Source organism: Nonomuraea endophytica (assembly GCF_014203235.1).
Lineage (GTDB): Bacteria > Actinomycetota > Actinomycetes > Streptosporangiales > Streptosporangiaceae > Nonomuraea > Nonomuraea endophytica.
Map to the genome: position 1 here is coordinate 671,226 of NZ_JACHIN010000004.1, position 22,016 is coordinate 693,241.

Sequence of the window (22,016 nt, forward strand, 5' to 3'; positions counted from 1 at the left end):
CGCCCGGCTTGCGCACGCCCGCAACCGGGGTAGAAACATCGGCACGGACCCCGGTAACCCCCCACCTGGAGCGGCAAGTGGCGCGTCAGATCTTCGTAGGCCGTACGGAAGAGCAGGAGCGCTTCGCCTCGCTGCTGAGCGCGTTGCGCGATCCGGGGGACGGGCCCGACGAGGGCTTCGCCGTCCTCGTGCACGGCCACGGCGGCATGGGCAAGAGCACGCTGGTCAACCGCTACGTGGACATGGCCGCGGCGGCCGGGCTGCGCGGGGTGCTGGTGGACCTCGACGCCGAGCAGGTGCAGGACCTCGACCAGGCGGTGGGCCTGTGGCGGGCCAGCCTGGTGAGCACGCTGGAGCGGATCGCCTTCGAGCTGTGCCCGCCGGGCGAGCGGCGGCAGGGCCGGGCGGCGGGCAAGGAGTTCGAGGACTTCGTCGCCGCCGTGGACGCGCTCGGGGAGAGCGACCAGGACGCGCCGGAGGGCGACGAGAACGACTCCGGCGCCCGCGCCTGGACCAAGGGCGCGCTGGAGCTCGGCGGGGAGCTGGTCGGCGACGCGCTGTTCGGCGTGCCGCTGCCGACCAGCCCGCTGGACCGGATGGTCGACCGCGGCGCCGACGCGCTGCACCGCCGTAAGCAGCAGAAGGCCGAACGGCTGGCCAGGGAGCAGGCCCGGGTGGCGCGGATGCGCGACCAGGTGGTGGCCGCGTTCGCGGCCGGGCTGCGCAGCCTGACCGGCGGCCGCAAGGGCTCACCCATCGCGATCTTCCTGGACACGGCGGAACTGCTGCGCCCGGCCGACCACCGGCGGCTGCGCGAGGCGGTACGCCTGTCCGGCCCCGGCGTCGTCTGGGTGATCGCCATGCGGCTGGAGGAGGAGCTGAGCCCGACCGAGGGCAACGAGGCCTCGCTCTACCAGCGCGAGCTGCCCGGCACCCGCTTCCGCCGCATCCTCATGGAGGTCTTCGACATGGGGACGCTGGCCGAATACCTGGACCGCCGCCTCGGCCCGGCCGCCGTCGACCTGCCGGTGGAGCGGATCTGGCGGGCCAGCAGGGGCATCCCGCTGGCCGTGTCGATGTTGTGCCACGAGATCGAGAGCACCGGCGACGTCGAGGACGCGCTGGCCGAGATCGGCGAGAACGGCGAGGTCTCCTTCGTCATCAGGACGCTGGCCGAGCGCTATCTCAAGCACACCCACGACCCGCTGGAGCGCATGCTGCTGTTCGGCATGGCCCTGCACCGCTCGGAGCGCCTGGACGCCTCGCTGCTGTCGGCGCTGTGGGACGTCGGCGAGCCGCTGGCCTTCGCCCGCATCATGGACGAGCTGGTGCGCAGGCACGACTTCATCCTGACCAGGACCCGCCGCCTGCACCAGGCGGTCCGCTCGACGTTCCGCTCGTTCCTGCTCGGGCCGCAGGACCGCTACACCGTGCTGGAGGCCAACCGGCGCGCCATCGAAGTGCTGTGCGAACGGCTGGCCGGCCAGGACGGCCTGGACGGCACCGAGCGCCTGGACGACCGGGCCTGGCGGGAGAACGTCGAGACGCTGCTGTGGCACGCGTTCTGGACCGACAACGTGGACGGCCTGCGGCTGATGGCCAGGCTGTTCCCGATCTGCGTCCTGGACCGCGGCTTCGCCGGCGACCTCCTGCTCACCGCGCGCTTCTTCGAGCCCGTGCTGACCCCTGACCAGCGTGAGCACCTGGACACCATGCAGGACATGCTCAGGCCCGGCTTCACCCCCTACCAGAAGACGCTGGAGCGCACGTTCGCGCTGATGGACAGCGCCCGCTCCGACTACAGCCCGGTCGAGGGCGAGATCCGGGCCGGCCTGCTCGACCTGCTGCGGCTGCGGCACGCCCGCTGGCTGTCGCTCGACACCGGGGCGCGGATCGTGCTGACCGAGCGGGCCGCCGCGCTGCTGGCCGGGTCGTCGCCCGCCGCGCTGGAGCAGGTCGCGCAGGCCGCGATGGAGATCGCCCGCGACCTGGTCGACCCGGCCAACCTGCGCCGCTCGCCGTCGAACGACGCGCTGCGCGCGGCCGAGCTGGCCACCAGGTACGCGCCGGACGCGGCCGACGCCTGGCGCCACCTCGGGCTGACCGCGCTGGCCCTGGGCGAGCAGACCCGGGCGGAGGAGGCCTTCGCCACCGCGGTCAGGCTCGCCGCCGACCCGGCGTCGCTGGCGATGGGCCTCGGCCACGACATCACCGCCCTCGGCTACCAGGGCCTGGCGCTCGGCTTCTACCGAGAAGCCGCCGAGCTCAAGCCCGGCGACGAGGGCGCCTGGACCCAGCTCGGCCTGGCCCTGCGCCAGTACGGCAGATACGCCGAGGCCATCCAGGCGTTCGAGGCCGCCAGGAACGACGACGAGGAACGGTTCTGGCCGACCCTGCACATCTGGAACTCCTACCACCTGTCCGGCCCCAGGGTCCTGGAGCTGGAGCACCGGGGGCGGGCCAGGAGCATCCTGGCCGAGCAGCTCGAACGCGCGCCGGAGGACCCGAGCTTCCTCGACTGGTCGTGCCTGCTGGCCGAGGCGTCGGAGGAGCACGAGCAGGCGCTGGCCCTGGCCGACCGGCTGACCCAGGTACGCCCGGACAACCCCGACACCCACACCTACCTGGGCAACGCCCTGCTGGCCCTCGGCCGGATGGAGGAGGCGGAGGCGGCGTACCGGCTGGTGGTGGAGCTCGATCCGGAGGACTTCAGCGCCTACGGCCGGCTCGGGTCGGTGCTCGCTCAGCTCGACCGTCCGCAGGAGGCGCGGCGGCAGTGGCGGCTCGGGCTGCGCATCCTGCAGGCGGAGGTGGAGCGCAATCCGGGGTCGGGGCCGATGTACGAGTGGCTGGGGGCGCTGCACTCCAACCTCGAAGAGCACGAGGCGGCGGCGCGCGCCTACCAGCGGGTGATCGAGATCGGGCGCACGATGTTCATCGGCAAGCAGCTGGCCGACACGCTGCACGCGCTGGACCGGCCGCAGGAGGCGGAAGCCGCGTACCGGATGGCGATCGAGATGGACGCCGGCAACCCTTATGCCTATGAGGGCCTGGGGTACGTGCTGCGCGACCTCGACCGGCCGGCGGAGGCGGTCGTCGCCTGGACCACGGCGGTCGAGCTGACCGAGCGGCGGCTGGAGAGGCGGCCCGGTTCCTCGGGGCTGCACTATCTGGCGGGCGTCCTGCACGCGTGCCTGCGCGACGTCGCCGCCTCGGCCCGGTCGCTGGAGGAGGCGATACGCCTGGATCCCGAGCACGCCGCGGCCTATCTGGAGCTGGGCAACGCCTACTTCGCGCTCGGCGACAACGCGGCCGCCGAGAGCGCCTACCGGACGGCGGTCAGGATCTCCCCCGACTACCCCAGGGCCTACTACCTGCTCGGCGGGCACCTGACGGCGTTGTGCCGGCTGGAGGAGGCGGGTCAGGTCTACCGCCAGGGGCTGCGGGCCGGGCCCGACCACTCCGGGATCAAGGCGGGGCTGGCGGTGGTGCTCGCCATGTCGGGCGAGGCGGCGGCGATCAGCGAGGCGGACGCGGCGCACGCCGATCACCTGGACTGCGCCATGGTCGAGCTGATGCGCGGCGCCCCGGACGCGGCCCGCGCCCATCTGGAGCTGGCGCACGCGGCGGAGCGGGACGGCTATCGGGGCTACAGCGTCCGGCTGGGCGTGATGCTGCGCAAATCCGACCCGGAGCGGGCTGAACGGCTGCTGGTCCAGGCGGCCGAGCCGAACCCGGCGCACACCGGCAGCGAGAAGGACCGCCACGTGCGCGCGCTGGCGCTGGCCTGCCTGGGCCGCACGGACGAGGCGGTGGAGGAGCTGGAGCCGCTGCGCGGGCGGGATCGGGCGGATGGCTATTTCCGCTGCTTCTGGGATCTGCTGGACGATCCGCCGGTCCCGGGGCGCTACCGGCTGCTGTCTCTGCTGGACGATCTGGGGCGCAGGGAGTTCCCCGACGGCTGGCGTACTCGGGTCCTCAGCTGAGGACGAAGAAGATCGCCCCGGCCACCACGGAGAGGGTGCCGAGCCAGGCGAACAGCGCGTCGAGGCCGGCGTCCAGCGGCACGCCTCCGTGCAGGGCGCGCTGGTGGCGGCGGAAGCGGACCCCGGTCCTGGCCAGCAGGACGCCGCCGCACAGGGAGGCCAGCGCGAAACCGGCCACGGCGGCCGGGGGCAGTCCGGCCCGCAGGGTGAGCCCAGCCGCCGCGAGGCCGCCGGTGGACAGGGCGACGGCGGTCCGCACCCAGGCCAGGCGGGTGCGTTCGCTCTGCAGGCCCGGGTCCCAGATCTCCTTGGACATGGTCAGATCGCGAGGATGATGAGCACCAGGGCGATGACGGCCACGGCGGCCACGCCGTACCCGAAGACGGCGGCGAGGGCGGGCGGGGGCAGCGGAGATTGGTCGCGCAGGGCGCGCTGGATGTTGCGCCAGCGCGGGTAGGCCATGCCCGCGGCGAGCGCGGCCAGGGCGACGAGCATGATGGCCAGACCGGTGCGGATCCACGGGACGAAGACGTCCTCCGGCACGGCGGCCATCGCCACGCCGCCCGCGCTCAACGCCAAAGCGGTGCTCAACCACGTCAAAAAGGTACGTTCATTCGCAAGGGTGAATCTGGGGTCGGGCTCCATAGAATCACCATAATTCGTACATACAACCCCTAGAGAAGGCGGGAATCACCATGACCGCACAGGCCATGGCGGCCGTCGCCGGGGAGTTCCTCGACGCCCTCGACGAGGAACGACGGGGGCTGGCCGCGCACGACTTCGCCGACCCGCTGCGCGTGCAGTGGACGTACGTCCCGGCGTGGCGGCCCGGAGTCCCGCTGCTCGGGCTGGGCAGGCGCGCCCGCAACGCCGCCCACCGCCTGCTGGCCACCGCGCTGGCCCCGCACGCCTTCGCCCAGGCGGTGACCGTGATGGCTCTGGAAGAGGTGCTCGACCTGCGCGAGGAGGGCCGGGGCCGGCGCCACAGCGACGACTACTACCTCGCGCTCTTCGGCACGCCCGGCGCGGCCCGCTGGAGCTGGCGCTTCGAAGGCCACCACGTCTCGGTGACCGCCACGGTCAGCGGGGACGAGGTGGAGGTGGCGCCGTTGTTCCTGGGCGCCAACCCGGCCGCGGTCACCTACGAGGGCGTCGCGGTCACCCGGCCGCTGCCGCTGGAGGAGGATCTGGCGCGGGCGCTGCTCGCCGACCTGCCCGCCGCTCACCGCGCGGCGGCCCTCATCGCCGGTACGGCCCCGCCCGACATCCTGACCGGCACCGCCATCGCCACCGACCCTCTGGACCCGCTTGGGGTGCGCGGCGCGGAACTGCCGGGCTCGGCGGCGACACTGCTGGGCAGGCTGGCCTCGGTCTACGTCGACCGCCTGGCGCCCGCGCTCCGTGTGCCGGTGGAGCCGGGCAAGCTGGCCTTCGCCTGGGCCGGACCCGCCGAGCGCGGCCATGGCCACTACTACCGCATCCAGGGCCCGGGCCTGCTCATCGAGTACGACAACACCCAGAACGGCGCCAACCACGCCCACTCGGTGCTACGCCGCCCCGGCGCCGACTTCGGCGCCGCGCTCCTGCCCGCCCACCTGGCCGAGGAACACCAGGGATGACGGCCACTCCGGCACGGGCCATGGCGCGGGCCGTGAGGCCCGCGCGGTTTGAGGCCCGCGCGGTTTGAGGCCCGCGCGGACTGAGGGCCTGCGGACTGAGGGCCTGCGGACTGAGGGCTTGCGCGCGGCCGGGGCTGCTAGGAACAGGCCTTGGCGATCTTCTCCAGGTAGGCCGCGGTGTCGGCGGTCACCTTCTGCGCGGAGTCGACGGCGTCGTTGGCGGTCTTGACGTTGATGTTGCCCAGCGACGTGGCCAGGCTGTCGGTGGCTTCCTTGAGGGTGGTGTTGGAGGCCTTGTCGGCCACGCCGTTCAGCTTGGTGGCGGCGTCGTCGATGGCCTTGTCCATCGCCTTCGGATCGTTGGTGAACTTGCCGACCTCGGCCACCAGGTCGGCGACGATCTTCGGCGCCTCCAGGCACGCCTGGGCCTTGTCGATGGTGCTGTTGACCTCGCCGCACCCGGCGAGGAAGACGGCAGAGGCGAAAAGGGCTAGGGGCACAAACCGGAGTCGCATACCTGCGACCCTACCCAACGGCTCGCGCCCCCGGCGGCGGCTACAACTTGGCGTAGCAGGGACCGTCCATGGCGTAGGCCTGGGCGGTCGGACCGATGAAGAAGTCCTTGACCGTGGAGACACCGGTGGGAGCGGTCTCGTCCAGCTTGTTGACGAGCGTCTGGCGGAAGGTGGCGGTGTTCGGGTCGCCGGAGAAGTTGCCGGCCTCCGGTGGCAGCATGCCCTCGTAGTCCACGGTCGCGAGCGTCTTGACCGCGGCCAGCAGGCCCTTGCGGCTGATGTCGCCCGAGGCCACCATCTTCTCCAGCGCCGCCTTCAGCGGGTAGGACCAGACCCAGCCGGAGGTGTAGCCGTCGTTGGGGGTGACGCCGGTCAGCGCCTCGCGCATGGCCTTGTGGCCGGGCGTGTCGGCGTTGAAGGGCTTGCCGGGCGACGACTGCTCGTACAGGGCCTTGAGCGCGGGCGCGGCGGGCGACTTGAGCAGCGCGGGGTTCCAGGTCGGGCCGGTGCCGATGAAGCGGCCCTTGAATCCGGCGGCGGCCGACTGGCCGACGATGGCGGCGGCGTCGGCGGGGCCGGTGGTGAGGATGACCAGGTCGGGCTTGTTCTTGGTGATCTCGGTGATGGCCCGGCCCTGCTCGGTGGCGCCGGGCGGGGTCTCGACGGCGGTGAACTCCAGCCCGTTCTTCTCCGCCGCGATCTTCGCGCCCGCCGCGGCGTCGGCGCCGTAGTCGCCGGCCAGGTGGACGGCCATCACGGTCTTGGGCTTGTAGGTCTCCATCGCGTAGTCGACGGAGTTCATGGCCTCGACGCAGTAGTTGGCGCCGCTCTCGACGATCACGTCCTCGAACTCCCACGCCGAGGTCCAGGAGGCGGGGGCGGAGACGACGTTGTTGGCCTTCAGGTCGCCGATGATCGCCGCGGTCGTGGGTGAGCCGAGCGTCTGCGCCAGGCCCAGGACCTTGTCCTTGATCTCGTTGTAGACCTGCCGGTGGACCTCGGGGTTGTACTTGTTGTCGCGCACGTAGGCCTGCACGTCCACCTCGTACTTGCCGCCGATGCCGCCGGCGGTGTTGACGCGCTTCCAGAACGCCTTCTGCGCGTCGGTGATCGGTACGGCCAGCGCCGCGAACGGCCCCTGCGTCAGGTCGGAGATCGTGCCCAGGTAGATGCAGCCCTTGTTCTTGTCCACGGCCAGCGGACACGGTTCCCGGGTGACGCCGGTCGTCACGGCGCCCTTGCTGCCCTCGTCGTCCCCCCGGATGACGCCGCACGCGGACAGAAGGGCCACTATCGCGACGAACGTCACGCCATAGCGCACCTTCATCAGTTTTCCTCTCGTTAGTAGGAGAACGGCCAGGACTTCCAGTAGGTGCGCACGCGGATCCAGATGCCGAACAGGCCGCGCGGCTCGAAGACGAGGAACAAGATGATCAGCAGGCCGTAGAGCACGGTCTCGACCTGGAAGACGTTGGGCGTGACGGTGGTGTCGGCGCTGACGATCGGCAGCAGTTCCGGTAGCGACCGGGTGATCGGCTGCAGCAGCGAGATGAACAGCGCCCCCGCGATGGCCCCGGACACCGTCGCCACCCCGCCGATGAGCACCATCGCGATGAACTGCACCGACAGCAGCAGGCTGAACGAGCCGGGCTCGACGTATCCGGAGATGCTGTAGAACAGCCCTCCGGCGCATCCGGCGTAGAAGGAGGAGATCCCGAAGGCCAGCACTTTGTAGCGGGTCAGCGGCACGCCGATGACCGCGGCGGCGATGTCGCGGTCACGGATGGCCGAGAAGGCGCGCCCGATCCGCGAGCGGGCGAGGTTGCGGGCGGCCACCGCGAAGACGATCAGCAGCACCAGCATGAGGACGTAGAGCTGCTGCTCCTTGGTGGCGAAGCCGTCCTGGTCGAGGGGCAGGCCGAAGAGCTGCGGCACCGCCGCCTCCCGGCCCACGCCGGGCCCGCCGGTCAGGTGGTCCCACTCCTTGAAGACGTGCTCGCCGAGGAAGACCAGGCCGAGCGTGACGACGGCCAGGTAGAGCCCGCGCAGCCGGGTGGCCAGCGGCGCGACCAGCACCCCGAACAGCGCGGCGACCAGCCCGGCGGCCGGCAGCCAGATCCAGATCTCGGCCAGCCCCAGCCCCAGGTGCTCGCCCCCGCGCGGCCCGGAGACCGCCGCCGCCGTGTACGCGCCGATGGCCACGAAGAACGCGTGCCCCAGCGAGACCTGCCCGGCGTACCCGGTGACGATGTTGAGCCCGATCGCCCCGATGGCCAGCACGTACGCCCCCGCCAGCACCTCCAGCGAACGGTCGGCCAGCACCACGGACAGCGACAGCGCGAGCAGCACCAGCAGCCCGGTCCAGATCTTCTTGGCCCGGGTGTCGAGCAGCGCCATGTCCTGGGTGTAGGAGGTGTAGAGCAGCGGGCGCCCGCGCGGGCGGCGCGACCGCCCGGCCGGGGTGTCGGGCACCTCCGCCTTGGCGGTGGACCTGGTGTCGGTCATACGCGCTCGACCTCCCGGGTGCCGAACAGCCCGTAGGGCCGTACCAGCAGCACGACCAGCATCACCACGTACGGCGTGACCACCGCGAAGTTCTGGCCCAGCCACGGCGCGAACTCGCCCTGGTAGCTCTGGAACAGCGACTCGACCACCCCGATCGTCAGCCCGCCGGCGACCGCGCCGCCGAGCGAGTCGAGGCCGCCGACGATGATGGCCGGCAGCGCCTTGAGCGCGACGATCCAGGTCAGCTGCTCCACGCCCTGGCCGGTGCCGACGAACATGCCGGCGATGGCCGCCAGGAATCCGGCCAGGGCCCACGACAGCGCGAACACCGCGCCGACCGAGACGCCCTGGGCGAGCGCGGTCTCCTGGTCGAAGGCCGCGGCCCGCATGGCCAGGCCGTACCTGGTGTGGCGGAAGAACAGGAACAGCAGCGTGACCAGCACGGCCGTCACGGCGAGCATGGCCAGCCAGCGCTGCTGCACGACCAGCGGACCGAGCGCGACCTGGTGCAGGCCCCACGGGTCGCCCATCTGCCGCACGTCGCGGCCGATGAAGCCGTTGACGACGACCCGGACGACCACGTCCACGCCCAGCGTGATGATCGCGACGACGAACACCGGGCGGCCGACCATGGGCCGGATCGCCACCCGCTCGATGCCGAGCGCGACCCCGGCGATGAGCAGTGCGGCCAGCAGGACCGCGAGGTAGAAGCCGGTCACCTCGGTCAGGTAGCTGACCGCCACGGCCCCGGCCAGCATGAGCGCGGGCTGGGCGAAGCTGATGACCCTGGTCGCCTTGTAGATGATCACGAATCCGAGTGCCAGCAACGCGTACACGGAACCGTTGCCCAGGCCTCTGATGACCGATTCGAGCACTCCTATCACGCGCGGTACATCCCTTCGACCAGCTCCTCGAACAGCTTGGCGATGGCACTGCGCTTGACCTTCTGGGTGGCGGTCAGCTCGCCGTCCTCGTGGTCGAGCTCCTTGGGCAGGAACGCGAACTTCTTGACCTGCTCGACCCGGGCGAAGCGCTCGTTGACCCGCAGCACGATGTCCTGGACCAGCGCCCGCGTCTGCGGCCGCTCGGACAGGTCGCGGTAGGTGGTGTAGGCGATGCCGTGCCGGCGCGCCCACTCGCCCACGGTGTCGAGTTCGATGCCGATGAGCGCCACGAGGTAGGGCCGCTGGTCGCCGATGACGACCGCCTCCTTGACGTACGGCGAGGCCTTCAGCGCGTTCTCGATCTCGGAGGGCGCGACGTTCTTGCCGCCGCCGGTGATGATGATGTCCTTCATCCGGTCGGTGATGCGCACGTGGGTGCCGCCTTCCCACTCCCCCACGTCGCCGGTGTGCAGCCAGCCGTCGGCGTCGAGCACGTCGGCGGTGGCGCGCGGGTTGCGCCAGTAGCCGGCGAAGGTGCCCGGGTGCCTGGTCATGATCTCGCCGGTGGCCTCGTCGATCTTCAGCTCGATGCCGTCCTGCGGCTCGCCGACGGTGCCGAGCTTGACCCGGCCTGGACGGTTGGCGGTGGCGATGGCGGTGTTCTCGCTCATGCCGTACACCTCGTGCATGGCCACGCCGATGCCCATGTAGAACTTGAGCACGTCGGGGGCGATCGGGGCGGCGCCGGAGGCGGCGTACCGGACGCGGCGCATGCCGAGCCGCTCGCGCAGCGAGCGGTAGCAGAACACCCAGCCCAGCGCGTAGAGCAGGCGGGTGGCCGGGGTGTGGGCGCCGCCGGTGCGCACGAGCGTGTCGCCGACCCGGTCGGCGACCCGCAGCCAGAGCCTGGTCACCGCCCGTTTGAGCGGCGAGGCGGCGTCGAGCTTGATGTTGACCTGGGCCAGCACCTTCTCCCAGATGCGCGGGACGCCGAACAGGATCGTCGGCTGCACCTCGCGCAGGTTGGCCTGGACGGTCTCGATCGACTCGGCGAAGTTCACCTGGACGCCGGCGCCGGCGTTGAACCAGACGGTGAAGGCGCGCTCGGCGACGTGGCAGAGCGGCAGGTAGGACAGGATGAGGTCGCGCTCCGACGGCGGCGGCGAGGTGAAGCCGCCCGCCTCGACCAGCGTCCTGATCGCGAACTCGACGTTGCCGACGGTGAGCATCACGCCCTTGGGCGGGCCGGTGGTGCCGGAGGTGTAGATGAGGGTGGCCACGTCGTCGGCCGCCGCCTCGTCCATCCGGCGGGCCAGCGCGTCCGGGTGCCCGGCCCGGTGGGCGGCGCCGATGGCCAGCAGGTCGGGCCAGTGGATCAGGCGCGGGTCGTCGTATCTGCCGCGGATGCCGCGCGGCTCCAGGTAGACGATGCGCTCCAGGTCCGCGATGTCCAGCGCCTTGTCGAGCTGCTCCTGGTCCTCGGCCAGCAGGATGCGGGCGCCGGAGTCGGCCAGCAGATAGGCGACCTCGGCGGGCGGGTTGGTCGGGTAGAGGCCGACGGTGATGCCGCGCACCGCGACCGTGGCCAGGTCGACGTAGAGCCATTCCGGCCGGTTCTCGGAGTGGACGGCGACCCGGTCGCCCGGCTCGACCCCGAGTGCCAGCAGGGCGTGCGCGACGAGCTCGACCTGGCTCCAGTAGCCGGACCAGGTGATCTCCTGCCAGACGCCGAAGTCCTTGTGCCGCAGGGCCACGGCGTCCGGCGTGCGCTCGGCCCGCCGTCCGACGCGGGTGACGATCGTCTCCAGGCGTTGTGCGGTGACAGTCACGCGGTCCCTCCCAGATACGCCTCGATGACCTTGGGGTCGCGCTGCACCTCGGCGGGCGTGCCGAGGGCCACCTGGCGGCCGAAGTCGAGCACGAGCACCCGGTCGGCCAGGTCCATGACCAGCCCCATGTCGTGGTCGACCAGCACGATCGGGATGCCGAGCTCGTCGCGGATGTCCAGGACGAACCTGGCCATGTCCTCGGTCTCCTCCAGGTTCATGCCGGCGACGGGCTCGTCGAGCAGCAGCAGCCTGGGCTCCATCGCCAGCGCGCGGCCGAGCTCGACCCGCTTCTGGATCCCGTACGGCAGCAGCCGTACCGGATGCCGGCGCCAGGCGGCCAGCTCCAGGAAGTCGATGATGTCCTCGATCCTGGCCCTGGCCTCCAGCTCCTGCCTTCTGGCCCGGCCGAACCAGGCGATGGCCGACAGCGTGCCGTACCCGAAGTGGCAGTGGCGGCCGAGCATGAGGTTGTCCAGGACGGTGAGGTTGTGGAAGAGCTCGACGTTCTGGAAGGTGCGGGCCAGGCCCATCGCGGCGATCTCGTCGGGGCGCCGGCCGAGCAGTTCGGTCTCCAGGAAGACGACCTTGCCGCGCTGGGGCCGGTAGACGCCGGACAGGACGTTGAAGATCGAGGTCTTGCCGGCGCCGTTGGGGCCGATCACCGCGAACAGCTCGGTGGGGCCGACCTCGAAGGAGACGCCGTCGATGGCGCGGACGCCGGCGAAGGACAGGCCGACGTCCTCGACGGTCAGGACAGCCATCTCTTCCTCCGTTTGTAGTGCTTGACCTCGCGGAAGGACCTCGCCGCGCCCTCGGCGCCGAGCCCGAGGTAGAACTCCCTGATGTCCTCGTCGGCCAGGAGTTCGGCGGCCGGCTTGTCCATCACGATCTTTCCGGTCTCCATCACGTAGCCGTGGGCGGCGATCGACAACGCCATGGTGGCGTTCTGCTCGACCAGCAGGACGGTGGTGCCCTGCTTGTTGATCTCGACGATGAGGTCGCGGATCTGGGCCACGAGAGCGGGGGCCAGGCCGAGGCTGGGCTCGTCGAGCAGCAGGCAGGTCGGTCCGGCCATGAGCGCGCGGCCGACGGCCAGCATCTGCTGCTCGCCGCCGGACAGGTAGCCGGAGACGCTCTTGCGGCGTTCGGCCAGCACGGGGAACAGGCCGTAGACCCGGTCGAGGTGGGATTCCTTCGCGGTGTGGCCGCCGACCTTGAGGTTCTCCTCCACGGTCAGCTCTGCCAGGATGCGGCGGCCCTCCATGACCTGACTGAGGCCGCGCCGTACGATCTGGGCGGGTTTGAGGTGGTGGATGGGCTGACCTTCAAGGGTGACCGTCCCCTTGGTGATCTCTCCGTCGTGCACGTCGAGCAGGCCGGACAGCGCGCGCAGCAGGGTCGTCTTGCCCGCGCCGTTGGCGCCCAGGAGCGCCACGATCGAGCCGGGCGGAACGCTCAGGCTGACGCCGCGCAGCACGAGCATCACATCGTCGTAGATCACCTCGAGGTTGCGGACCTCAAGCACGAGGGCTCCCTTCGCCGCCCCCGATTAGCAAAGAGTCCACTGGACCAAGCGCTCGATCAATAGGTGCGGCCAAATTGGAATGTGCTTCTAGTCCTACGATTTCGGTTATGGCAATCTGCGAACATCTTTCCAACGCCGGCGACCCGCCCGCGCGTACGCCCGAGGGCTGCGAGGAGTGCCTGGCGTCCGGCGGTCGCTGGGTGCACCTGAGGCGCTGTCTCTCGTGCGGACATATCGGCTGCTGCGACTCCTCGCCGTCCCGGCACGCCAGCAAGCACGCGGGGGGCGAAGGCCACCCGGTGATCCAGTCGTTCGAGCCCGGCGAGAGCTGGCGGTGGTGTTACGTCGACAACCAGATGGGCTGAGCGCGCATCTAACCGCTCGTGAACGGGGAACCGCTGCGGCTGGGGGACTACTGGCTCGCCGGCCGGCTCGGAGCCGGCGGCCAGGGCGTCGTCTACGAGGCTTATGACGAGGCGGCCAACAGGGTGGCGGTCAAGGTCCTGCACGCCTACCTGTCGGGGGACTCGGCGCTGCGCAGGAGGTTCCTGCGCGAGGTGCGCGCCGCCCAGCGCGTCGCCTCCTTCTGCACCGCCCGCATCATCGACCACGACCTGACCGGGGAGCGGCCCTACCTGGTCACCGAGTTCGTGGCCGGTCCCAGCCTGCGCGGGGCCGCGCCGTTCACCGGCGACGCGCTGCACCGGCTGGCGCTCGGCGTGGCCACCGCGCTGGCCGCCATCCACCACGCCGGGGTGGTCCACCGCGACCTCAAGCCGGAGAACGTGCTGCTCGGGCCGGACGGGCCGCGCGTCATCGACTTCGGCATCGCCCGCGCCGCCGGCCTGTCGATGACCTCGACCGGCGAGCTGACCGGCACGCCCATGTACATGGCGCCCGAGGTCTTCTCCGGCGGCCGGGCCGAGCCCGCCGCCGACGTCTTCGCCTGGGGCGCGCTGGTCTACTTCGCCGCCACCGGCCGCGACGCCTTCACCGCGCCGACGACGGTCGCCGTCATCAACCGGCTGCTCAACGACGAGCCCGACCTGTCGCCCGTGCCGGCGCCGCTGCGCCCGCACGTGGCAGCCGCGCTGGCCAAGGACCCCGAGCTGCGGCCGAGCGCGCCCGACCTGCTCACCGCGCTGCTCGGCGCCACCATGGCCGAGGAACCGCTCATGGCCTCCGGCGCGCGGGAAGCCGCCACGGTCCGCCCGCCCGGCGAACTGGCCGGCGAGCCCGCGCTCGGCCTGGTCGCCGAGCAGGTCTACGCCGCGCTGCCGCCCGCCCAGCGCGAACTGGCCAGGCAGGTGCTGCTGCGCCTGGTCGACGTGCGCGAGGGCGAGGAGAGCCCGCGCTCGGCCACGCTCGGCGAACTGCTCGACGGCGGCCCAGCCGCCGAACCCGTGCTGGCCGAGCTCGAACGCGCCCGGCTGATCGAGCGCGGCCCCGACACCGTCTCCCTGGGCCGTCCCGCGCTGCTGCGCGCCTGGCCGCGCCTGCACGAGTGGGTGGCCGGCGACCGCGCGGCCCTGGCCCGCCACCGCAGGCTCGGCGAGGCCGCCCGCCGCTGGTCAGCACACGGCCGCCGCGACGAAGACCTCCTGTCCGGTACGGCCCTGCGCGAGGCCCTCGACCGCCCCGTGCCGGGACACCTCACGCTGAACGCCACCGAGCGGGCCTTCGTCGAGGCCAGCCGGAGCCACGCCCAGGGCAGGGCCAGGCGGCGGCGCCTGGTCGCCGGCGGCGTGGCCGTCCTGACCGTCACCGCGCTCGTGGCCGGGGTCCTGGCCTGGCAGCAGACCCGGCTCAGCCAGGCCAGCGGGAAGCAGCTCGCCGACAAGCAGGCCGAGGAGCGGGCCAGGCTGGTGGCGCTCCAGGCCGACGGGCTGCGCCAGACCGATCCGGCCAAGGCGATGGCGTTGAGCGCGGCCGCGTACCGGATCGCGCCCGTGCCGGAGGCGAAGGCGGCGGTGCTGAGCTCGCTCGCCCAGCCCGAGACGCACACCTTCAAGGATCCTTTGCTCACCAACACCGGACGGACGCTCAGCCGCGACGGCTCGCTGCTGGTCAGCGCCGGGGACGACCGGGTGCGTGTCTACGACGTGCGCAGCGGCGCGGTGAAGCGGGAGTTCGGCGGCGTCGGCCCCGGGCCGTTCCGCGCGGCGCTCTCGCCGGACGGGGACACGCTCGCGCTCGGCGCCTACGGCAAGATCCGGCTGTGGAGCCTGCGCACCGGCAGGCCCGTGGCCGAGGACCGGTCGAAGGACGTTCTGGGCACCGGCGCGAACATGCCCGGATCGTTGCGCTTCAGCCCGGCTGGCGGCTACCTGGAGGTCACCGCCAACCAGGGCGGGCCGTTCATCGGGCTGTGGAGCAGGGCGGCGGGCACGTTCACCCGGCACGGGACCGGCGACCAGGAGGTGGGTCCGGGCGACCGGTTCACCGTCATGGACGACACCGGCGAGGATGAGGGCGGCAGCGCGGTGCGCGCGCTGCCCTCGGGACCGGCCAGGAAGCTGCCGCGCCGGCTGCCGGGCATGGTGGCCGGCATCACCCCGGACGGCGCCGCCGCCGCGGTCTCGGAGGAGGCCAACCTGGCGATGATCAGGCTCGCCGACGGCAAGCGGGTGCGGGACTTCCCCGGGGAGGCGCAGACGGCCGACTTCTCCGCCGACGGGGCGTACATGGTGACGCTCAGCCACCTCAGCGACTACGGCGTCGTGGTGACCGCGCCCTCGGTCGTCACGCTCTGGCGGGTGGCCGACCGGGCCAGGCTGATGCGGTTCACCACGACCGCGCCGCTCACCCAGCGGCCCGCGCTCAGCGCCGACAACGAGCGGCTGACCCTGCTCGACGACGGCGGCCAGGCCACCGTCTACGACCTGGCCCAGTACACGGCCGGAGAGCACGCGTTGCCCGCCGGGACCACCCGGCTGCGCATGACCGCCGACGGGAGCACCGCCTACGGGCTGGCCGGCTCCGAGGCGCGCTCGTGGGCGCTGCCCTCGTTCACGCCGGCACGGCCGCCGGTCAAGGCCTTCGGCAAGCTCGAGTTCGGCCTCGAACCCGACATCGCCCTCAGCCCCGACGGCCGCACCCTGCTCAGCGTCGTCCCCAACGACCAGACCACGCCGATCCAGGTGTGGGACACCGCGACCGGCCGCCGCACCGGGATCATCAAACGGCCGCAGGAGGGCGTGGCCGACAACATGGGGCGGATGGTGTTCAGCCCCGACGGGCGGTGGGCGGCGATCGGGTTCATCTGGTCCAGCGACTACCCCGGGACCGGGCACGTGGCGCTCGTGGACGTGCCCGGCCGCCGGATCGCCAAGGTCTTCGGGCCCGTCTCCTCCCAGGACCTGTCGTTCAGCGCCGACGGGCGCCACCTGCTGGCCGGGGACTCGGTGCGGGTCGACGTGATCGACCTGGCCGCGATGACGGTCCTGCCCAGGACGTCGGGGCCCGGCACCGTCGCCCGGCTGTGGATGGTGCTCGACCACGCGGGCAAGCGCGGGGCGGCGCCGTACGGCGGGAGCGGGGTGGCCCTGTGGGACGCGACCACGTGGAAGCCGACGGGACAGGTCTTCCAGGTGCCGGGAACCGTGCGCGGGGCCGCCTTCTCCCCCGACGGCAGGACGCTGGCGCTCGCGCACGACGAGCAGGTGACCGTCTTCGACCTGGACACCGGCCGCCAGCTTGGCGCGGCCCGCACCGTGGCCGCCGCCCGGCCGGAGATGGACGATCTGGAGGCGGCGCCGCGCCTGGCCTTCCTGCCCGGCGGCGACCTGCGGGTGCTCGGCTACGACGGGACGCTGCGCGACCTGCCGGTCAGCGCGGAGCGGGCGCTGCCGCGGGTGTGCGCGCGGATGGAGCGGCCGCTGTCGGGCGCGGACTGGCGCGCGTACGTCGGCGACGACCTCCCCTTCCGCGACCCCTGCGCCTAGCGCTCCAGGATCGCCTCCTCGAAGTCCAGCTCCGCCATCATCCGGCGCATCACCTCGTCGTCGATACGCCGCTCGTTGCGCAGCCTGACGAACACCTCGCGCTCGGCCGCCACCATGTCGCCGCGCAGCCGCCGGTACAGGGCGCTCGGCGTCTCCGAGCCGTCCTGGGCGGTGCCGCCACCGAGCCGCTCCCACGCCGACATGGCCCGCCGCTCGGTCTTCTGGCGCAGCTGGCCGACGACGTCCAGGGTGATCTCGTCCATCTCGTCGTCCGGCGGGAGCTGCCGGTTCAGGGCGTCGAGGCCGGCCTGGATGGCGGCCTGCTTGGCGGCGGCCTCGCCGAGGTTGTCCTCGTAGACCTCGTTCTCGCTGGTCACCCTGAGGCGGCGGATCAGGGCGGGGAAGGTCAGCCCCTGCACGAGCAGCGTCCCGATGACCGTGGTGAACGTCAGGAAGATCATCAGGTCCTTGCCCTCGAACCCCTCCGGGATGGCGAAGGCGGCGGCCAGCGAGACCACGCCGCGCATGCCGGCCCAGCCCACGATCACCACGTTCGGCCAGGGCGGCCGGGACCTCTGCAGGTAGGAAGTGGGAATGACCCACACGAAACGGGCCAGCACGGCCGCCGCGAACACCGCCAGCGCGTACCCGGCCAGCTGCCAGCCGGTGTATTCCTTCGGGATCACGTACGTGAGCTGCAGCCCGATGAGCGCGAAGACGATCGTCTCCAGGAAGAAGTCCACCATCTTCCACACGCCGGAGGCGACCAGCCGGGTGCCGAACCCCTGCCGGTGCATCCGCGCACCCAGATACAGGCCGACGATCACCACCGAGATCACCCCGGAGGCGTGCACCATCTCGGCGACCAGGTAGGCGCCGAACGGGATCATCAGCATGATCGTGTTCTCGACCAGCGCGTCCTTCAGCCGGGGCAGCAGCCACCCGAACGCCAGCGCCAGCGCCACGCCGATGACCACGCCCACCACCGACGCGTACAAGAACTGCCCCACGGCCCCGGTCAGCTGGAAGACCGTGCCGGTGGCCGCGCCGATCGCCACCCGGTACGCGGTCAGCGCGGTCGCGTCGTTGAACAGGCTCTCGCCGATGAGGATCGTCAGCGTACGGCGCGGCAGCCCCAGCCGGCGCGCCACCGCGACGGCGGCGACCGCGTCCGGCGGGGCGATGATCGCGCCCAGGGCGAAGGCGGCGGCCATCGGCAGCGCCGGGATCAGCAGGTGCACCACGAACCCGACCACGACCATCGTGAACAGCACCAGCCCGACCGACAGCAGCGCGACCGGCCTGGTCACCTCGCGCAGGCGCAGGTAGGAGCTGTCGAGGGCGGCCGAGTAGAGCAGCGGCGGCAGGAAGATCAGCAGCACGACCTCGGAGTCGAGCGGCACCGGCGGCACCATCAGCGAGGCGATCAGCCCGGCCAGCACCAGCAGCAGCGGTGCCGGCCAGCCCCTGCGCCTGGCGACGGCGGCCACCAGGAGCGCGCCCGCGGCGACGAGCAGCAGGCGCAGGGCCATCTCCGGGTTCACGGGAGCCTCCTCGGAACGGGCGGTGACAACGCTGTGTCACAAGGCATGATGCCCGATCAGGAGGCTCTTGCGGATCTCCGCGCCCACGCGCCGCGGATCACCACTCGCGCCGGTCGCCCCGGTCGTCGTACTGCTGCTCGGGGCGCAGCCGCTCGCCCGTGGAGAACATCGGATCGCCGACGTAGGGCCGGGTGATCTCGGGGTCGGGGTGATGCGGCGGCACCGGGTTGCTCAGGGCCAGCAGCGGGTCCACCGGGTTGGCCGGGGCCTGGTAGGGCTGGTGGTCGCCCGAGTGGTAGTCCTGCTGGGCGCGCCTTCCGGCGCCGGGGATGCCGTGCATGGGCGTGCCGAGCCCGGCCGTGCCCTGGCCGCGTTCACGCTGGTGCTGTGGTTGCTGCTGGTAGGCGGCGGGTGCCGCGTGCTGGCCGGTCGTGTACGGGTCCGGCTGCGGGGTGTATTGCTGGTTCGTCTGGTAGGAACCGCCGTGCTGCTGCTGGTACGGCTCGGCCGCCTGCGACGGGAAACCCAGCGGGTCGGTGGACAGCGGGGCCTGCCGGTGGCGGGACTCGGTGCCGGGCAACTGGTAGAACGGGTCGGCCTGGGCGGCTGGCTCGGCGTACTGGGGGCCGGTGAAGGGCTGCTTGACCGGCTGGGTCTGGTCGGGGTGGTAGCCGGACCGATCGCCATAGTGCTGGTCGCCATACTGCTGGTCGCCGTACTGCTGCTGATCGCCGTATTTCTGCTGGTCGCCGTAGGCGGGTGTGTCGTTGTACAGCGGCGTGTCGTTGTAGGCGGGCTGCTGGTCGGCATAGGACGGCTGGTCGCCGTAGGCGGGGCGCTGCTCGCCGTACCCCGGGATGGGCATCTCGCGCGGCGGGGTGGTGTCGTAGGAGGCCACCAGCTTGTCCGGCGGCGCGGGAGCTCCCCTGGCCACCAGGACGTCGTTGGGCGACAGCGCCGCGGTCGGGCGCTCGTCGGCCTGGGCCTGGGAGTAGTGCGGTGGCTGCGGGAGCCCGCTCTCCGGTGGGCGGTGGTATTGCCCGGTGCCGGGGATCACCTCGGGGTCGTGCGCGGGCACGGCGGGCTGCTCGCCCGTCGCCTCCGCGAAACCCTCGTCGAGGGTGTCGAGCAGGCGCCCGACGTCGTCCATGGGCATGCGGAAGGAGGCCGTGCACATCTCCCCACGCCATAGGCTGAGAACGAGCGTTCCCTCGTGCCAGGTGACCCGGAGACACCGCTCCTGACCTCGCGCATCGAAGAACACCTCGCCGAACGACGGCAACGGGACAACTTCCGACATGGCAGACATACTGCTTTAACCAGCCTTTATTCGTCCACTCAACCCCGGAAAACCCTACTGAACCGGCCGACCCAAACCCACCGCAACCCCCTCTGATCACGATAGGAAGATCTTTCTTGACCGGTTGGGATTCCGACCGCAAGTGTGCCATGCGAGATGCCCGACCGGTTCGCTAACGCCGGGATGCGTCCGCTCGATCACTCCCCGACTACCCCGGAAATGCCGGTAGCTTTGTGGGGTGCCGGACTCCCATCTGCCCCCAGTCGAAGAGCTTCTCAGCGCCGCCGTCACCGCTCTCGGGGGGAGCGAGCGGGCAGGTCAGATCCAGATGGTGCAGGCGGTCCAGCGGGCCATCGACACCGAGGAGCACGTGGCCGTCCAGGCGGGCACCGGCACCGGAAAGTCGCTGGCCTACCTGGTGCCCTCGATCCGGCACGCCATGGGCACCGACTCCCCCGTCGTCGTCTCCACCGCCACGATCGCGCTGCAGCGCCAGCTCGTCGACCGCGACCTGCCCCGGCTGGCCGAGACGCTGGCCAAGGAGCTGCCCCACGAGCCGTCGTTCGCGATACTCAAGGGCCGGCGCAACTACCTGTGCCGCTACAAGGCCACCGCCGGCTGGCCGGAAGAGGACGAGCAGGACCAGCTCTTCGACCCGCGCGACGTCAGCGCCACCGGCCGGATGGTCCAGCGCATCCAGGAATGGGCGGAGGAGACCGAGACCGGCGACCGCGACGAGCTCGTGCCCGGCGTCAGCGAGCAGGCCTGGCGGCAGTTCTCGGTGAGCGCCCAGGAGTGCCTGGGCGCCCAGCGCTGCCCCAGCGGCGCCGAGTGCTTCGCCGAGATGGCCAGGGCCCGCGCCGGCGAGGTCGACGTCGTCGTCACCAACCACGCGCTGCTGGCCATCGACGCCATGGGCGAGATCCCGGTGCTGCCCGAGCACGAGGTCGTGGTCGTGGACGAGGCCCACGAGCTTGTCGACCGGGTCACCTCCGTGGTCACCGCCGAGCTGTCGGAGGCGTCGGTCTCGCTGGCCGTGCGCCGCGTGGCCCGCCTGATCGACCAGCCGGTCTCCGACCAGCTCATGGAGGCGGGCGAGGATCTCAAGGCGCTGCTGGCCGCGGCGCCCGCCGGCCGTATCGACGAACTGCCCGAGGTGCTCGGCCTGACGCTCGCGCTCGTGCGCGACTCGGCAGCGCGCTGCGTGACCGCGATGGGCCCGCGCGGCGCCGACAAGGACGACCCGGAGCGCGCCGGGCAGCGCAAGGCCGCGTTCAACGCGCTCGACGAGGTCCACGACACCGCCGTACGCATGCTGGAGGCCTACGGCCACGCCGGCGAGGAGGACCGCGCCGAGGTCGTCTGGCTGGAGGACGGCACCGACCGCCGCCCGCCCGTCCTGCGCGTCGCGCCGCTCAACGTCGGCGGCATGCTGCGCGACAAGCTCTTCGGCGAGCGCACGGTCGTGCTCACCTCCGCCACGCTCGCGCTCGGCGGCACGTTCGACGGCATGGCGCGGCAGTGGGGCCTGACCGACGACAAGGGCTGGAACGGCCTGGACGTCGGCTCCCCCTTCGACCATCCCCGCGCCGGGATCCTCTACGTCGCCAAGCACCTGCCGCAGCCCGGCCGCGACGGCCTGCCGCAGCAATACCTCGACGAGATCACCGAGCTGATCGAGGCGGCCGGCGGGCGCACGCTGGGGCTGTTCTCCTCGATGCGCGCCGCGAAGGCCGCCACCGAGGCGCTGAGGGAGCGGCTGGACGTGCCGCTGCTGTGCCAGGGGGACGACTCGACGATGCTGCTGGTGAAGCAGTTCGCGGAATCCGAGCCGACCTGCCTGTTCGGCACGCTGTCGCTGTGGCAGGGCGTCGACGTCCCCGGCCCTTCGCTGCGGCTGGTCATCATCGACCGCGTGCCGTTCCCGCGCCCGGACGACCCGCTGACCTCGGCCCGCCAGCGCCACGTGCAGGCGCGCGGCGGCAACGGCTTCATGACGGTGGCGGCCACGCACGCGGCCCTGCTGCTCGCCCAGGGGACGGGGCGGCTGCTGCGCTCCATGGACGACAAGGGCGTGGTGGCCGTCCTCGACCCCCGCCTCGCCACCGCCCGCTACAGCGGCTTCCTCCTCGGCTCGCTTCCCCCCTTCTGGCGCACCACCGACCCGGCCGTCCCTCGTGCCGCCCTTAAGCGTCTGTCTGGTCTTTCTTAGGTTCTATCCGTTACGGCGGGCCGCCCCACCCGGCTTAGCTCTTTCTCCGTTACGGCGGGCCGCCCCACCCGGCTTAGCTCTTTCTCTGTTACGGCGGGCCGCCCCACCCGCCACCCGCCGATGTGCGCGGGCGCAGATCGGGGGGATCGCTTC

Annotated in this window: 16 protein-coding genes; 5 read left to right on the forward strand and 11 right to left on the reverse strand. The window is 71.9% G+C overall.

Annotated elements, in window-relative coordinates; translation table 11 throughout:
• Positions 1–77 precede the first annotated feature (77 nt).
• The gene (locus HNR40_RS18650; protein ID WP_184962831.1) at positions 78–3,986 is read left to right on the forward strand and encodes a tetratricopeptide repeat protein; all 3,909 of its coding nucleotides are present in this window, start codon (positions 78–80) and stop codon (positions 3,984–3,986) included.
• On the opposite strand, the gene HNR40_RS18655 is transcribed toward HNR40_RS18650, so the two are convergent.
• A complete protein-coding gene (locus HNR40_RS18655) occupies positions 3,979–4,302 on the reverse strand; it encodes a DUF202 domain-containing protein (RefSeq protein ID WP_184962834.1) in 324 nt (107 codons plus the stop codon). The genes HNR40_RS18650 and HNR40_RS18655 overlap by 8 nt on opposite strands.
• 2 nt (positions 4,303–4,304) lie before the next feature.
• On the reverse strand, positions 4,305–4,631 hold the full coding sequence (locus HNR40_RS18660) for a YidH family protein (protein WP_184962836.1): 327 nt from the start codon (positions 4,629–4,631) through the stop codon (positions 4,305–4,307).
• A gap of 50 nt (positions 4,632–4,681) precedes the next feature.
• Here HNR40_RS18660 and HNR40_RS18665 point away from each other — a divergent pair, with 50 nt between their 5' ends.
• Positions 4,682–5,605: a DUF3500 domain-containing protein gene (locus HNR40_RS18665; RefSeq protein ID WP_221340511.1), complete on the forward strand. Its 924-nt coding sequence runs from the start codon at positions 4,682–4,684 to the stop codon at positions 5,603–5,605.
• A 137-nt stretch (positions 5,606–5,742) separates the two neighbouring features.
• On the opposite strand, the gene HNR40_RS18670 is transcribed toward HNR40_RS18665, so the two are convergent.
• The 7 genes from HNR40_RS18670 to HNR40_RS18700 are packed head-to-tail and all read right to left on the reverse strand — an operon-like array spanning position 5,743 to position 12,863.
• Positions 5,743–6,120: a DUF8711 family protein gene (locus tag HNR40_RS18670; RefSeq protein WP_184962838.1), complete on the reverse strand. Its 378-nt coding sequence runs from the start codon at positions 6,118–6,120 to the stop codon at positions 5,743–5,745.
• Positions 6,121–6,160: 40 nt separating this feature from the next.
• Positions 6,161–7,447, reverse strand: a complete 1,287-nt coding sequence (locus HNR40_RS18675; protein ID WP_184962840.1) for an ABC transporter substrate-binding protein — start codon at positions 7,445–7,447, stop codon at positions 6,161–6,163.
• Positions 7,448–7,461: 14 nt separating this feature from the next.
• Positions 7,462–8,625, reverse strand: coding sequence for a branched-chain amino acid ABC transporter permease (locus HNR40_RS18680; RefSeq protein WP_184962842.1), 1,164 nt, complete (start codon positions 8,623–8,625; stop codon positions 7,462–7,464).
• A complete protein-coding gene (locus HNR40_RS18685) occupies positions 8,622–9,509 on the reverse strand; it encodes a branched-chain amino acid ABC transporter permease (protein ID WP_184962844.1) in 888 nt (295 codons plus the stop codon). The genes HNR40_RS18680 and HNR40_RS18685 overlap by 4 nt, the downstream gene beginning before the upstream one ends.
• A complete protein-coding gene (locus tag HNR40_RS18690; protein WP_221340512.1) occupies positions 9,506–11,338 on the reverse strand; it encodes an AMP-dependent synthetase/ligase in 1,833 nt (610 codons plus the stop codon). Before HNR40_RS18690 ends, HNR40_RS18685 begins: the two co-directional genes overlap by 4 nt.
• Positions 11,335–12,099 carry an ABC transporter ATP-binding protein gene (locus HNR40_RS18695; RefSeq protein WP_184962846.1) on the reverse strand — a complete coding sequence of 255 codons (765 nt, stop codon included), beginning with the start codon at positions 12,097–12,099 and terminating at the stop codon, positions 11,335–11,337. Before HNR40_RS18695 ends, HNR40_RS18690 begins: the two co-directional genes overlap by 4 nt.
• The gene (locus tag HNR40_RS18700) at positions 12,087–12,863 is read right to left on the reverse strand and encodes an ABC transporter ATP-binding protein (RefSeq protein ID WP_184962848.1); all 777 of its coding nucleotides are present in this window, start codon (positions 12,861–12,863) and stop codon (positions 12,087–12,089) included. Before HNR40_RS18700 ends, HNR40_RS18695 begins: the two co-directional genes overlap by 13 nt.
• Before the next feature lie 107 nt (positions 12,864–12,970).
• Here HNR40_RS18700 and HNR40_RS18705 point away from each other — a divergent pair, with 107 nt between their 5' ends.
• Both HNR40_RS18705 and HNR40_RS56375 read left to right on the forward strand, forming a co-directional pair.
• Entirely contained in the window at positions 12,971–13,228 is a 258-nt protein-coding gene (locus HNR40_RS18705) for a UBP-type zinc finger domain-containing protein (protein ID WP_184962850.1), read from the forward strand.
• 18 nt (positions 13,229–13,246) lie between these two features.
• On the forward strand, positions 13,247–16,807 hold the full coding sequence (locus HNR40_RS56375) for a serine/threonine-protein kinase (RefSeq protein ID WP_184962852.1): 3,561 nt from the start codon (positions 13,247–13,249) through the stop codon (positions 16,805–16,807).
• On the opposite strand, the gene HNR40_RS18715 is transcribed toward HNR40_RS56375, so the two are convergent.
• Together HNR40_RS18715 and HNR40_RS18720 are read right to left on the reverse strand one after the other, a co-directional pair.
• Complete coding sequence (locus tag HNR40_RS18715) at positions 16,804–18,351, reverse strand: Na+/H+ antiporter (RefSeq protein ID WP_312896411.1); 1,548 nt, start codon at positions 18,349–18,351, stop codon at positions 16,804–16,806. The two genes, HNR40_RS56375 and HNR40_RS18715, sit on opposite strands and share 4 nt — an antisense overlap.
• 97 nt (positions 18,352–18,448) lie before the next feature.
• Positions 18,449–19,651, reverse strand: a complete 1,203-nt coding sequence (locus HNR40_RS18720; RefSeq protein WP_184962854.1) for a polyadenylate binding domain-containing protein — start codon at positions 19,649–19,651, stop codon at positions 18,449–18,451.
• 238 nt (positions 19,652–19,889) lie between these two features.
• On the opposite strand from HNR40_RS18720, the gene HNR40_RS18725 reads away from it, so the two are divergent.
• Positions 19,890–21,863 (forward strand): ATP-dependent DNA helicase, encoded by a 1,974-nt coding sequence (locus tag HNR40_RS18725; protein ID WP_184962856.1) that lies wholly within the window; start codon positions 19,890–19,892, stop codon positions 21,861–21,863.
• Positions 21,864–22,016 lie beyond the last annotated feature (153 nt).

Bases quoted from the DNA above. Each gene is read 5' to 3' on its own strand.
- HNR40_RS18655 (WP_184962834.1), bottom strand. From the start codon at position 4,302: ATGTCCAAGGAGATCTGGGACCCGGGCCTGCAGAGCGAACGCACCCGC.
- HNR40_RS18660 (WP_184962836.1), bottom strand. From the start codon at position 4,631: ATGGAGCCCGACCCCAGATTCACCCTTGCGAATGAACGTACCTTTTTG.
- HNR40_RS18665 (WP_221340511.1), top strand. From the start codon at position 4,682: ATGACCGCACAGGCCATGGCGGCCGTCGCCGGGGAGTTCCTCGACGCC.
- HNR40_RS18670 (WP_184962838.1), bottom strand. From the start codon at position 6,120: ATGCGACTCCGGTTTGTGCCCCTAGCCCTTTTCGCCTCTGCCGTCTTC.
- HNR40_RS18675 (WP_184962840.1), bottom strand. From the start codon at position 7,447: ATGAAGGTGCGCTATGGCGTGACGTTCGTCGCGATAGTGGCCCTTCTG.
- HNR40_RS18680 (WP_184962842.1), bottom strand. From the start codon at position 8,625: ATGACCGACACCAGGTCCACCGCCAAGGCGGAGGTGCCCGACACCCCG.
- HNR40_RS18695 (WP_184962846.1), bottom strand. From the start codon at position 12,099: ATGGCTGTCCTGACCGTCGAGGACGTCGGCCTGTCCTTCGCCGGCGTC.
- HNR40_RS18705 (WP_184962850.1), top strand. From the start codon at position 12,971: ATGGCAATCTGCGAACATCTTTCCAACGCCGGCGACCCGCCCGCGCGT.
- HNR40_RS18720 (WP_184962854.1), bottom strand. From the start codon at position 19,651: ATGTCGGAAGTTGTCCCGTTGCCGTCGTTCGGCGAGGTGTTCTTCGAT.